The sequence below is a fragment of the Faecalicatena contorta genome, assembly GCF_003149105.1.
Taxonomy (GTDB): Bacteria; Bacillota; Clostridia; order Lachnospirales; family Lachnospiraceae; genus Muricomes; species Muricomes contortus_C.
Genome location: NZ_QGDS01000015.1, coordinates 16945 through 31464, shown reverse-complemented (window position 1 = coordinate 31464; position 14520 = coordinate 16945). Strand labels below are relative to the sequence as shown.

Here is a 14520-nt window from a genome sequence, read left to right as displayed (position 1 = left end):
TGGTGCCGGTAAAAGATTTTGCCCGGCACCATTCTTAATATTTAGCTTAGTTAAGCTTAACACCTGATTTTTCAATTAAGTCCTCAATATTCTTACGGAAATCAGCCACATTATCTTCTGTTAAGACAACTACATCAAGTGACTGTTCTTTCTCAACACTTTCGCCGTCAAGAAGCTTAACTGCATTTACAACCCCCTGATATCCTTCTTCAATTGGCTGCTGTGCCACAGACGCCGTCAATTTACCATCTGCAATCGAATCCATCGCATTAAAGGTACCGTCAAAACCGACGATTACAACATCTTTCAGACCGCCCGATTCAACTGCCTGCAGCGCACCCAGGGCCATATCATCATTAGTTGCATAGAATGCTTTGATATCCGGGTCTGACTGGAGCATGTTTTCTGCTACGTTGACCGCCTTACCGCGGTCCGAATCAGCAGGCTGAACCGAAACGATTTTGAGGCCCGCTTCTTCCATTGCCTCCTGAGCACCGTTGGCACGCTGATCATGGATGCTCTGACCATTCAATCCACGAATGATGGCTACCTTATCACCTTTTTGCAGCTTAGAAGCTATGTACTTTCCGCCTTCTCCACCGGCTGCAACATTCCCCGTCCCAATGAAACAGCTGTATAATGATTCATCATCTGTATCCAGCCTAGCATCAATGATTACCAGCGGAATATCATTATTCTTTACCGTCTTAGCCGCGGAAACCAGAGAAGTCGGCTCATTTGGTGCCAGTACAATCGCATCAGCGCCGCTATTGCAGGCATCTTCAACCATGTTAATCTGTGATGCTGAATCAGATTCTGCGTTAGGCCCAACCACATCCACTGTTACTCCCAATTCTTTACCAGCCAGCTTTGCTCCCGCTTCAACCATATGCCAGTAATCACTATTCAAAGCCATACATACAACGGTAATTTCATAATCTTTTCCACCTGACTGCACATCACCATCAGTCTCTTCAGCCTTATCAGCGCCGTTACATCCGGCTAATAAAGACATAAGCATCATGATACTCAATACCAGTGCACTCCATTTCTTTGTTTCCCTTTTCATACTTTCTTCCTCCTTTTATTTTCCACCTGCCCATAGGTAGGGGATTTTTATTTACTTTCTGCGACTATGCCACTACTGTTTTTACTTCGTCTTCTTTTTTCATCCGTTTTACGCGTTTGAAGCCGCCATTACGAATCACATCAATAAATACAGCAATAATGATGATGCCTCCCAGGAAAATGGTCTGCATATCAGCACTTACCTTCAGCAGATTAAGTCCATTACGCAATACTGAAATCAGGATTACACCAGAAAATGTGCCTAAAACATTACCTTTACCACCAAAGAAACTAGTACCGCCTATAATAACTGCGGCAATCGCATCATTGTCCAGCAACAACCCGGAAAGTGGATAAGCTGAGTCGCTTCGGCCAACGGCAATAATTCCACCCAGTGATGCCATTATCCCGGAAATAACATAAACACTGGTCCGGACAAAATCAACATTAATACCCGATAAGCCGGCGGTTGTCATATTCCCTCCGACTGCATAAATATGGCGTCCCAATCGGGTATAGGTTAGGAAAATACTGAAAATAACATATACAATTAGCATCAGAATAAAACCGACAGGAATCTTATCCAGAACCGTCCCACTCGAGTTTGCTACTGTTGCCGAACCTGCCCAGGAAATCATCAGCGGCATCCCTGCAATAGGAGTCGCCCCTGTAATAACAAGGCCAATCCCTTTATAGATATTTTGTGTACCCATAGTTGAAATAAAAGGATGCGGCAATTTACATTTCGTCAGCAGCAATCCATTAATCAACCCCAGTACCGCACCGGTAAACACACAAATGATCAGGCACAGGAATGGCGGCAAACCTAGTTCAACCGCACACTTCGCCATAACGATTGTTGAAAGGGTCATCGTAAAACCAACCGACAGGTCAATGCCCGCAGTTAAAATACAGGCCATCATCCCCAAAGCCAGAAATCCACTCATGGAAGTCTGTCGGGCGATATTCATAATATTATTTAAGGTTAAAAATTTATCTGTTTTAAATGCTAAAAAGATACATAACAGAATCAGTGCAATAATCGGTCCTGCTTTACCCATGATCTCTCTTATCTGAATACCTACATTTTTCTCTTTCTTCATTTTATAGCGTCCCTCCTGTTGCCAGTGTCAGAATCTCTTCCTGTCCCACCGAGCCATCGTTATCTAAAATACCCATTTGTTTTCCTTCGTACATAACCATAACTCGGTCACTCATTCCAAGGATTTCATCCATTTCCGATGAAACCATGATGATTGATGCGCCATCTTCCAGAAGCTGATTCATGATGTTATATATTTCAACTTTTGCTCCAACATCAACTCCCTTTGTCGGCTCATCGAAAATAAATACTTTCGCTCCCGAAAGCAGCCATTTCATGATAACTATTTTTTGCTGATTGCCGCCTGAGAAATTAAGCGACTGTTTATCAGGCTGCAGCGGACGGAGATTTAAATCCTCGCCGTGCTTTCTGACCATCGCATTACGCTTTTTATTATCAATCAGCCCAATCCTGCTCTTGAATTTATCAAGAGTAACAATCGTTCCATTTTCAACCACATCGTGAATTAAGATTAGCCCCTCCTCTTTACGGTTTTCGGTGATCAGCACCACGCCCTGCTTAATCGCATCACGCGGATGTTTCATAATGATCTCCTTGTTCTCGAGATAGATTTTCCCATCCGCCAGTGCATCAGCGCCAAAAATCGCCCGCATCACTTCGGTCCGCCCAGCCCCTACCAGGCCAAACACACCGAGCATTTCACCTCTCCTAACAGAAAAAGACACTTCATCAAATTTATCCGCACATAATCCTTCACAACGCAAAATCTCTTCCCCGATGGAAATATTTTTTCGTTTTGGATATTTCTCATCAAGCGTACGGCCAACCATCATCTGAATAATATCATCCTCAGTCACATCACTGACCATCAGCGTTTCCCCTGAATTCTGTCCGTTTCTCAGAACCGTAACGCGGTCTCCAACCCATTTGGCTTCGTCAAGCTTATGGGTAATAAATAAAATGGCAACCCCCTCACGGTTCAACTCAAGCATCAGATTCATCAGGAAATCAATCTCTTTCCGGCTCAGCGATGAAGTCGGTTCATCCATGATAATCAGTTTAGCCTTGCGGTCGATTGCCCGCCCGATTTCCACAAGCTGTCTTTGCCCCATCCCAAGCTTCTCCATCGGTGTATCAACATCAATATCTGACAGCCCAACACGCTCAAGAGCTTTTTTTGCACAAGTACGCTGTTCTTTCCAGTTAATCAGTCCGTTCTTCCGCTTTTCACATCCCAGATACATATTTTCAACGATACTTAGACAGGGAATATTACTGAGTTCCTGATAAATTACTGAAATCCCGAGTTCATAGGCGTCATCCAGACTATGTATTTTCATCGGCTGGCCAAGCCAGAACATCTCGCCTCCCTCCGGCTTATTGATTCCGATGATTGTTTTTATCATAGTCGATTTTCCAGCCCCATTTTCACCGAGCAGCAAGTGTATTTCACCTTGCCTGATCGTGAGATTTACATTATTAAGCGCCACCACACCTGGGAATATTTTCGTAATATTCCGCATCTCTAAAAGCGGAACTGTCGTCGTTTTTGTGTCACCCATCTTCTTTTCTCCTCCTAATTTTGGTAGAATACCGGGCGCTCAGGCGTATTTAACTTAATCTCAGCACCACCTTCATCTCTTGACTTAATCAATAAATCAGCCGTTAAGGCGGCAATGTATCCGTCCCATGAGTTTGGCCCTGCGGTGATGCCCTGAATCGTATTGTCAATCCATTCCTGAAGCTCCACATCGTATGCCTCAATGAACCTGATTGACCAGTCGGTGCACAACTGAGTTCCTTTCATCGCCTCGGTTCTGATCGGTGGATAAGATGGATCGGGCAGGTTAACGGTACCTCTTTCACCGACCACCTGACACTGGATATCATATCCGAAACGTGCATTTAAGAAGATTTCTACATCAATGCAAATCCCGCTTTTTGTCCTGATCAGGGCCATCTGTGGATCTCTGAGCCCATCCGGCGCTTCTTTTGAAGTCCGGCCGACCAGACAGCGTACTGAATCATAATCGTCATCAACCAGCCACTTAGTCAGATCTATTTCATGAATACAGGTTTGGGTTATCATAAAATCTTCTGTTACCCCTTTTCCACTAGCGACATTTCGGTGTGCACAGTGAACCAGCAGCGGTGCACCAATCCCTCCTCCATCGATAATTTCTTTCATCTGGCGGTACCCTTTATCATAACGCCGCATAAATCCAACCTGGACCAGTCTGTTTCCTCCCTGCATTTCTGTCCTGATGATTTCTTCAGCGCCTTTTGCTTCAGTCGCAAGTGGTTTTTCACAAAAAACGAATTTCTGATGTTCGATACATTCCAGTACCAGCTCTTTATGGGCCGGATCCCAGGCAGTCACAACCACGGCGTCGATCTCCGGGTCAGCAATGATCTCGGTTGCTGTATCTCTGACCGTACAATCACATAGCTGTGCAACTTTTTCAGCGCTTTCCCTGACCACATCTGTTACTGCAACAATCCTGGCCCGCTGCAGTTTATTTTGAATCCTCAGAGCATGGTCTTTTCCAATCGCACCACAGCCGATTAGTCCTACTCGTAATTCGTTCATCGTCCCATCTCCTTTCTTACCTTATATCAGACACTTTTACAGCTTTTTTACTCTTCGCTGATTTCTGCATTGCCAGCATTACACGGTCCACTTCTAATCCATAAGCAATATCAATATCCAGTGGTTGATTGTTTGCCACTGCTGCCAGCATCGAATGCGCCTGGATTCCCATTACGTTCGGGTAACTGATGCCATCATCACCATATGTACAATAATGACTGAATTCTCCATGATTAGGATTGGGAGATAATGTTTTAAAACCACGGTTGACCGCATCGCCGTCTTCGATGAAGATATCCAGTTCGTTCATCCGGTTTAAGGCAAATTTAATTATTCCTTTCGATCCCACTACTTCGAAGCCTAACCGGCTGTCATGACCAACTGCCACTCTGGAGGAGTAAAGCACTCCGATTCGGCCGTTCTGATAGCGGACAATTGAGTAATCTATATCATTTGTATCCACCTCAGCCTTTTTAGCCGGGTCAAACATATCTTCTCTCTCTTTATAAACGATATCGCAGAAACAATTTACTTCGTCAATTCCACCGACCTGCTCATTTAACAGGTAATCCGAAAGACTGATTACGTGAGCCACCAAATCCCCCATGCTGCCGGTGCCGGCAAACTTTTTATACTCCCGCCACATCATCGGCGTCTCTGGATCTGCCATGTAAGCACAGTCAAACCAGCCCCTAAAAGTAACAATTTCACCGATTGTGCCATTATCGATCATTTTCTTTGCTTCAACAATGGTCGGGCATTTCCTGTATACAAAATCAACCTGACTGATGACTCCGGCATTTTTTACCGCTTCGACCATTGCGTTTCCTTCTTCAAGATCCATTGACATCGGTTTTTCACACATGATATGCTTCCCGGCTTTTGCTGCTGCTATTGCCATTTCTGCATGTAAATAGTTAGGGGTAGTAATTAAAACCAATTCTACATCTGGATTTTCAATTACATCGCGCCAGTTATCCGTAGCTTTTTCAAAACGATAGGAAGCTTTAAGTTTCTCCGCCCGTTCTATATCTAAATCTGCCACAATCACAAATCTCGGTTCTACATCTCCATAATTTTCAAATACAGAGTTATATCCCTGCATATGAAATTTTGCAATAACCCCTGCTCCAATCAATCCAATTCCAACTTTTCTCATTTCTTCTCCTATCCTTTCCAATCCTGTAATTTTGCAAGATCTGTAAATGATATCTTGACCTTGGTTTATTATAATTGCTATTTTAGATAAGATTAAGTCGTATAAATTCAGATTTCATTACATATATTTGGCTTTTTGCTTTACAATCTGCAAGTTTGTATCTTTTTTTTAGAAACCTGAATTTTAGTAACAAAATATGTTATTTTTCCACACCTGCTTTTTCCGCAAAAAAGAGTGGAATCGAAGCCAATTCGATTCCACTCTTTTACAATCTCTAAATATCAGATTGTCTAATATTATTTTTTCGATATTCCAGCGGACTTAAGCCGGTTAGATCTTTAAAAGCTCTGGCAAAATAATGATAATCAAAGAAACCCGCTTTTTCTGCAACCTCTTTCACTTTATAATTTGTATTCTTCAGTAATTTTTTGGCCGTTTTCATTCTTAACTCTAATAAATATTTAGAAAATCCAATTGGCATTTCTTTATTAAACAACGTACTCAGATATGCTGCATTTAAATGGACTGCATCGGCAACATCTTTTAAACCAATCTTTTTCTTATAATTTTCATGAATATAAATTAGTGCATTCTGCATTGCCGGACTGATATTTTCCGGCATCTTTTTTACCGGGAGCATCAGCACTGCACCTTTATAACTGTCACAGATCTTTTGGACATCATTAATTGAATATATATGGTTATAGTGTTCAACATCCCGGTCCATCTGAAGGAGGTGATCTAAATCTTTCAGCCACTTCACCACAACACTGGGAGCAGTGAGCTCCTCCTTAAATCGAGAAATTATTTCTTTCAGGGCCATAATTATTTCTTCGTCTTTATCTTCCTGCAGATATGAGGATAACTGCCTGATCAGAGCCGCTGCCGGCTCTGGCAGCTTTTCGGTAATATGATTGCCCAGACCACCTGCATAATATAGTACTGCATCATCAAGATAAAAACTTGATTTCACCATGTTTCTGGCCTGAAACACGGCCTGCTTGATATTTGACTCACCGGCACAGACATCACTTACTCCCAGAACGTACCGATACGGTTCTTCTTTGAGGCATTTATGTACGACCGAAACAGTTTCAATTAATTGCTGTTGCATACGGCTGACCCGTCGTTCCTTTGATACATCTACAAAACAACAGTAGTTCCCTTCCCCCAGATAAATAGTCTCAACATATTCCTGACTGTCCTTTAAATATTTGGTAAAATAATTTGCTAACCTTTCCAGCAAAATCCGGCTATATCGATCCCAATCCGGCAATAATGATTGAAATTTCACTGAACTCCACTCCGCTATAAAGAAGTTGATGACTGCACAGTTAACATACTTCCCGGCTATATCTGCTTCTTCACGCTTTCTTTCCCTTTCCTCTCCAGACAACATCCCGGCCATCATCTGATTGAAAAAATAAAACTTTAAATCCTGTTTGGCATAAAACTGATGATCTTGAATTTTAGTTTGCCGCTGCATGCTTTTTACCGTATTAGGCAATATCTCAGCAAGCGTCTCTTCACTGAAAGTGTTTTTCAGCACATACTCATTGGCACCTAATTTCATCGCTTCTTTGACATATTCAAACTCGTCGTGGCAACTTAGCACCATGATGTAGACAGACTGGTCGATTGCTCTGATTTCCTTAATCAGTTCGATACCATTCATCTGCGGCATGGAGATATCAGTTATAATCAGATCCGGGTGCAACTGCTGATTTTTTTCCAATGCCTCCACACCATCCCTGGCCCCATCGACAATTTCAATATTATAGTCGCCCCACACTTCAAGATTGGACATATAGCTTCGGACAATTCGATCATCCTCAACGATAATTGCTTTATACTTCATTGTCTTCCTCCGTATCACTAAACTTATATAATTGCTGGGAATCGAAAATAGCCGGCATTGATATTATCACCTCGATCCCTTCTGCCTGTTCTTCCATCGTAACGCTTCCCTCTGCACCAAAATAGAGACTAAGCCGCTCCTTAACATTTGAAACTCCAATATTACTCATACCGGTGAATTTCTTCGCCGGGCTGCTTAACAACTCTTCAATAGACTCCTGTGTCATACCAATACCGTTATCCTTTACCCGGATCACCAGCTTATTACCGGCAATTACAGCCTTTAAAAGAATCTTATTATCACCCTTTCGCATATCAAAACCATGCTCAATTGAATTCTCAACAAACGGCTGTAAAATCAATCGCGGAATATAGCAATCTGAGGCTGCCCCAATCTGATAGTCTACCTGAAAAGCATCGCCGTGACGGAACTGCTGCAGAATCACATATTTATTGACGATACTTACCTCATGGGCAAGAGTGATAAATGACCCCTTTTTGCTGATTGCAGTTTGCAGTAAATCGGCAAAACATGCAATCAGATCGGCAATTTCCCGCTCCCCTCTGGTCAGGGCGTAGCACTTTATCGTATTTAACGTATTGTACATAAAATGCGGTGTAATCTGATATTGAAGTGCATCCAGTTCAGCATCCTTTTTTAGCCGCTCTTCTTTGATCAGTTGCCGGAATAGTTCATTGATCTGATCAAGCATATTATTAAAATTTGTTCCCAGTGTCCCCACTTCATCCCTGGTTGTCACGACATAGCGTTTATTAAGATTTCCATTTCCTACCTCCTTTACTGTTTCAGTCAATTGGCTTAATGGCTTGTAGATCAGCATCGTACTAAGATAGGAGATAAAGAAAGCAACCAATATAAAGACAATACTTAATGTCAGAACAAAAAAACGCAGTGAACGCAGCTGTACCAGTATTTCATCAGTCGACACTACTACCTGGATAGTATATTGAGAAAATGGAGTCCGGTACGAAATACCAATTTCATCTCTGTCTTTATCTCTGATGATTGCCTGACTTTCAATATCTGAAAACAACTCTTCGCTAAACTGGGAACCAATTTGATTCCTTTCCTTTGCTGATACCACCTTCCCAATTGTATCTACCAGTGCCATTGCCTTGACCTTTTCACCATCTAAATAATCCAGATAATTATAGTATATTGATCTTTCCTGGATATTTACCATCACCGTTACATCTTCCAGCCCCGGGCTTTCCAAGCTATTTACGAAGGACAGAACATTACCTTCTTTTTTATAAGGCTCCTTAATCAGTACCGGGCCGACTGCGCATGACTGATCCAAATCTATTTTCGTATTTTCCAGGCGCATCGGATACTCTTCCGAGGTGATAATAACAGGCAAGTCCTCAATATAAACGCAAATCGAACTAATCTGCATATTTTTATTCTTATATTCCATCAGAACCTGTGCCAAATCCGCAGCGCTTTCTTCTGTCTGTTGCTGTTTATATTGCTTGATAAGGTGGATTAGGTCATTCTCATATGTAAGCTCAACTGAGATTTCATAAATATTACTCATGGTATCATCAAAATATTTACCGGCCTGTTCAACCCGGTAATATAAATTATGACAATAATCATCCTGAATCATTTCAGCATCTTTCTTATATATTACAGCTACACCACAGATTACAATCAGTGTTATTACCAGTAAGACACCCAGCAAAACCTTATTCCGCAGACTCCACACTTCCATCCCCCCTTACGGTTCTCCCTGCAGGTCATAGTTATAGATATTATCTTTCGTTAAGATATCCGCCCTAAGCAACACATTTTCTGCCTCTTCCTTATCCCGCACCGTTTTAACAATACGCTTTACGGTCTGATATCCATTGTCGTACCCCGAATGATTTGCCAACGCCAGGATCCTTCCTGTTCTGACTGCTTCATAGGCATCTTGTTGGGCATCCATAGCACAGATTGCAATATCAATTTTCTGTTCATATAGGTAATCAGCAAGACCCAAGGCCGCCACTGCATTCGTAACAAAAATCACACCAACTTCCGGATTATTCTCTAACAATGAACTTATCTCTGTCTCCGGCAACATCAAATTGCTATATCCATCGATGATAAAGGCCGTGTTGATAGCCGAATTCTTGCTGAGATAGTCACAGAAACCATCCACCCGCTGCTTATGGCCGGCCTGGCTTAGGCTGCCGGATATAATACCAACACTGCCCTGACCATTTAAATATTGGCTGGCATTTGCCGCCAGATCTGCGCCCATTCGGTAATTATCATAACCGATATATGGTACATCTGCATCAAAATAGTCCGAATCGGTCGCAAACACAGGAATGCCGCGTTCATTTGCCATCTCCAGATAGGAGGTCTTATTTGAATCAATTGGAGAAATTGCAATTGCATCAATATCTTTCTTGAGCATATCGGTTATCATTTTCTTTTGAACGTCACCCTCCTTCTCCGTCCGTGGGGAGATCAGGACCGTGTTAACATTGTAATCCTGGGCAGCGTTATTAATTCCCGATATATACGACATCCAGTATTCACTGTCTTTTGCTTTAGTTACTATACCGATTGTAAATTCTTTATTCTTTATTGAAGCACTTTCTTCCGATATACAGCCGGTTAACATGGTCAATATGATTCCTACGCTACACACAAAATATATTCGCCTTTTTGTCTGCATAACCTCTCCTTTGTCAACTTATGAAACTTTTATATTCAACGAGCTGTTGAACTCGTAATATGTTTTTCAAGTTCAACAGCTCTTATTATAATGCGCAATACAAATATGACTTTTCATTTTATTAGTTAATTTATTTTTATCATCTTTTTGTATAATTGTCAACACAATGATATATTATAAACATCAATTTTATATTATTTCATATTTTTTATAATATCCAAGGATTGTCATAAATTAAATGATTTTTAATCAAAGAGCAAGCAGCTCTGCTTCTTAAGATACTTCCATTTCCATAAATCTTCCTCTATTTCATATGCTATATTTTATCACACTACACTCCATTTCCACTACTAGAAATAATATTTTATATAATATTATTCCGCTCGCTCCAACTACTGTTATCCCATCCCTACACTCCACTCAGTACACAAAATGTGGTACAGTCAACACTAGATACTAGTATATTTTCCTCTATTATACTAAAACACAAAATCCCCGGAGTTCCCATAAATACGGGCTTTCCGGGGATTCCAGATTCATTATGAAATTGCGCTTATTAACCCATCTGTTTTGCAAACCTTTGAAGGCTGCTAATACATTTTCCCAGTCTTCACAAGTTAAGAAACTGATTCGTATGATTCTTTGTTTTCCACTGCCGATACTGATACCGGTTTTCTGGCCAGCAATTTTCCAGTAATAACCGCAGATATTGGAGCAACTAAAACCAATCCGATACTTCCTACCATCGTATTTAAAATCTCTGCTGATACATAGTTCAAGTTCAAAATACTAATCAAAGGAGTTCCCTGAGCCACAAATACCATCAGCAAACCAATGTATCCTCCTGAATATGCCAGCAGCAAAGTTGTCGTCATTGTAGCAATGTTGTTTTTTCCGATTACCATGCCTGAGGCAATCAGCTCTTTCATACTAAGTTCAGGTTTTTTCTCAACCAGCTCCTGCAATGCCGAAGTAATATCTACTGCAATATCTGTGACTGCTCCGGAAGAAGTAATAAAAATGCTTGCAATGAATATAGAAGTAAGATTCAGTCCCGAGTATCCTGCATATAGAAGGCTTTCGGAATACTCCATAACTGCTCCATGTATTTGAAAAAGTTCTACGAAAATATATGCCAGTACCGCAGTAAACAAAGTTCCTGTGACCGCACTAATCGTAGCTGCAGCAAATTGCCGGTTCCAGCCATATACAAGAAGTATAATGACCGTACTTGTCAGTATAGTAACCCCTGCTCCCAGTAAAATGGGATGTATTCCTTTCAAAAACAATGGTATTAAAATTTTGAAAATAGAAAGCATAGTAAATATAAACGACAAGATTGCCCGAACTCCTACCCATCCTGCAAAGCAGACCAGTAACAGCACAAAAATTGCAACTAAAATCAATTCATAAGGCAGCCGGTACAGGTCTACCAATGTGGCCTTCACACTGTTAGAATCCCGGAAATCTGCCAGTACCAATGCTTTATCTCCAGCTTCATATAATTTATCCGTCTCTAAAGAGCCTGACAGCAAATTATCTGCTGAAACAATCTCTCCTTTATTGGGTCCCTGTAAGATTTTTATTTCACAAATCTGTAAACCCGAGTTTAAAATTCCCATATCTTGGACCTGATGATTATCAACCGATAATACTTCTGCTTTTACTTGCTGGAAACGCTCATAGTTTGGATTTTCAAAAGAATTTGGAATCAATAATAATATGATTATAAATCCTAGTATGACAAGAGAGGGAATTTTCCCCTTATGTTTTTTTACCATTTTCTCATCCCGCTTCTTCTTATTTTAATCCGGCAAGCTCTTTCAAGCTATTACATATATCCGTATTGTCTATAAATCCGTCAAAGACCTCCCTGCCCGTTCCCTGTCCATAAATTGCAACCGGAAGCCCTGAATGGGCGGTAGAAGACCATCCGATACCAACTTTACTGTTTACGATTCTTGTAATCATTAACTGGAACGGTTCATAGTCATAAGAAGAATATTTATTCTCATACTCTGCTGTCAGTTCCCTGTCATCATATGGAATCATACTTATATCATAGGCTTCTCTTAAAATCTCTACATCATCCTCTGTCAAAAGCAAAATGTCATCTGTTTCTGCATCAGGGTCTCCTGGCATCAGCAGTCCGAACTGCTCTTTCACATCTTTCATGGCATCTTCAAAAGAAGTGCTGTTTTCCCTGTATTTCTCTAAATATTCCGTATTGAAGACCTGGAAAGACAATTGCTGCTTATCCATAGCTGTATAGTAAGTGTTATAGAAGGTCGTATTTTGCCCTAAGGCCATTCCTCCTGTTTCATGATCTCCGGTAACTAAGATTAGGGTTTCCTCAGGATGTTCATTGTAAAATTTTACAGCTACATCTACCGCTGATTCTAATTCCTTTACTTCATTGATGGTAGTGTATGCATCATTTCGATGGGCTGACCAGTCAATTTTTCCGCCTTCAACCATCATAAAAAATCCTGTATCATTGTCAATTACATCAATTCCCTTTTGTACATAGTCAGACAGCTTCAGATCATCTGCCTGCTGATCTATGGAATACTGAATATCATCTTCTGTATCCAGTATTTCATTAATAGCAACGGTCTTGCCGGAATCTGCAGATAAGCTCATAATATTTTCTTTTGTGTTTACTACATTGTATCCCGCTTCTTCGATTTTTGTCATAACAGCATCACGTTCTTCATCTTTTTTCGTATTGATACCGCCTCCGCCGAAGAAGTCGAAGTCACTTTCTGCTAACTGCTCCCCAATGGTAACCAAATCACCCCTGGATTCTACATGGGCATAGAAACCTGCAGGAGTTGCATGGTTTAATGATACTGTAGTAATAATTCCGATTTTGTAGTCCTTTTGTTCCTTTAACATTTCAGCAATACTGGGAACTTTTTCTCCCTGAGCATCAACTCCAATAGAACCGTCCAGGGTCTTCACACCACAGGCAATTGCCGTTGCTGCTGAAGCAGAATCCGTAACGAATTTCGAGGCATCATATGTAGTTACAGCCCCAACCGTTGGAAACTCCATAAAACTTGCATTCTCAGTTTGCGGCATATTGTCAATTGTAGGGTCATCCAATGTTCCTGTAAAATTATGATCTTTGGTTCCCTTATAAACTCCATAAGCGGATGCCTGGGGAAAACCCATGCCATCCCCAATAAATAAAAATATATACTTTGGCTCTTTTGCAGTAGCTTCCTTTTCTTCTGTGTCTTTTGAGTCTGTTACTGTCTCAGTGGAACCGTCATTATTTTTGCCAGAACATGCTGTAAGAGACATCATGGCCAACATCAACGCCAGACATAATGCCAACATTTTTCCAGATAAAGCACCATATGTAGTTTTTCGTTTCATAAAATAAGCACCTCCTCTTTCTAAGTTACGTTTCTCTCCTTTCCTGTTTGCTTGTACCTTTATAATATACTATGCTGTGTCAGCTGAAAAAGATAACATTCATCGCGTCACTTTTAAAGAATTGGTCATTTGGGACAATTTATATGGTATTCCACTTTTTATTTGTATACTTTACATAATTTATTAGTCAGACCCCTCTCTAATTAACTTTCGTGAGGGAATTTACAACCCAAGACTATCAACCCAAGACTTCAGCACGGCCTTATCAGCACCGCCAAAGCGTTTGCCAGACTTCCACTTCGTTATAGGAGAGCAGCACTTTTTCAGAATACTGTCTGTCTTCCCCATGCCGCTCCCGCCAGAGGTTGCAAATGGAATAACCGCCTTGCCGGAAAAATCATAACTCTCCAGAAATGTATTGATAATCGTAGGAGCCACATACCACCAGATAGGGAAGCCCACAAATACAGTCTCATACTGATTCATGTTTTCGACCTTACTGGAAATGGCCGGCCGGGAATCAGGATTGTTCATCTCTGTACTGCTGCGGCTTTTCTTATTTGTCCAGTCCAAATCAGCACTTGTGTATAGCTGTGCAGGCTGAATTTCGTATAAATCAGCTCCCGTTATCTCTGCCAGCGCTTTTGCCAGCTTCGCAGTAACTCCGCTGGCAGAAAAATATGCAACTAATGTTTTCTTCTCCATT

General features: G+C 41.2%; 11 protein-coding genes. All 11 read right to left on the bottom strand.

Annotation, left to right across the window (positions count from 1 at the left end; genetic code table 11):
* Window positions 1-46 precede the first annotated feature (46 nt).
* On the bottom strand, window positions 47-1069 hold the full coding sequence (locus A8805_RS17965; RefSeq protein WP_109713725.1) for a sugar ABC transporter substrate-binding protein: 1023 nt from the start codon (window positions 1067-1069) through the stop codon (window positions 47-49).
* Window positions 1070-1133: 64 nt separating this feature from the next.
* A complete protein-coding gene (locus tag A8805_RS17960) occupies window positions 1134-2171 on the bottom strand; it encodes an ABC transporter permease (protein ID WP_109713723.1) in 1038 nt (345 codons plus the stop codon).
* A gap of 1 nt (window position 2172) precedes the next feature.
* Complete coding sequence (locus tag A8805_RS17955) at window positions 2173-3693, bottom strand: sugar ABC transporter ATP-binding protein (RefSeq protein ID WP_109713721.1); 1521 nt, start codon at window positions 3691-3693, stop codon at window positions 2173-2175.
* Window positions 3694-3707: 14 nt separating this feature from the next.
* Window positions 3708-4721: a Gfo/Idh/MocA family protein gene (locus A8805_RS17950; protein ID WP_109713719.1), complete on the bottom strand. Its 1014-nt coding sequence runs from the start codon at window positions 4719-4721 to the stop codon at window positions 3708-3710.
* A gap of 16 nt (window positions 4722-4737) precedes the next feature.
* Complete coding sequence (locus A8805_RS17945; RefSeq protein WP_109713717.1) at window positions 4738-5880, bottom strand: Gfo/Idh/MocA family protein; 1143 nt, start codon at window positions 5878-5880, stop codon at window positions 4738-4740.
* A 274-nt stretch (window positions 5881-6154) separates the two neighbouring features.
* Complete coding sequence (locus A8805_RS17940; RefSeq protein ID WP_109713715.1) at window positions 6155-7738, bottom strand: response regulator transcription factor; 1584 nt, start codon at window positions 7736-7738, stop codon at window positions 6155-6157.
* The gene (locus A8805_RS17935) at window positions 7728-9473 is read right to left on the bottom strand and encodes a sensor histidine kinase (protein ID WP_109713713.1); all 1746 of its coding nucleotides are present in this window, start codon (window positions 9471-9473) and stop codon (window positions 7728-7730) included. Before A8805_RS17935 ends, A8805_RS17940 begins: the two co-directional genes overlap by 11 nt.
* Before the next feature lie 6 nt (window positions 9474-9479).
* Entirely contained in the window at window positions 9480-10430 is a 951-nt protein-coding gene (locus tag A8805_RS17930; RefSeq protein WP_109713712.1) for a substrate-binding domain-containing protein, read from the bottom strand.
* Window positions 10431-11047: 617 nt separating this feature from the next.
* Window positions 11048-12211, bottom strand: a complete 1164-nt coding sequence (locus A8805_RS17925; RefSeq protein ID WP_109713710.1) for a YibE/F family protein — start codon at window positions 12209-12211, stop codon at window positions 11048-11050.
* 19 nt (window positions 12212-12230) lie between these two features.
* Window positions 12231-13814: an alkaline phosphatase gene (locus A8805_RS17920; RefSeq protein ID WP_109713708.1), complete on the bottom strand. Its 1584-nt coding sequence runs from the start codon at window positions 13812-13814 to the stop codon at window positions 12231-12233.
* 222 nt (window positions 13815-14036) lie between these two features.
* On the bottom strand, window positions 14037-14519 hold the full coding sequence (locus A8805_RS17915) for a flavodoxin (protein ID WP_109713707.1): 483 nt from the start codon (window positions 14517-14519) through the stop codon (window positions 14037-14039).
* Window position 14520: the final 1 nt, after the last annotated feature.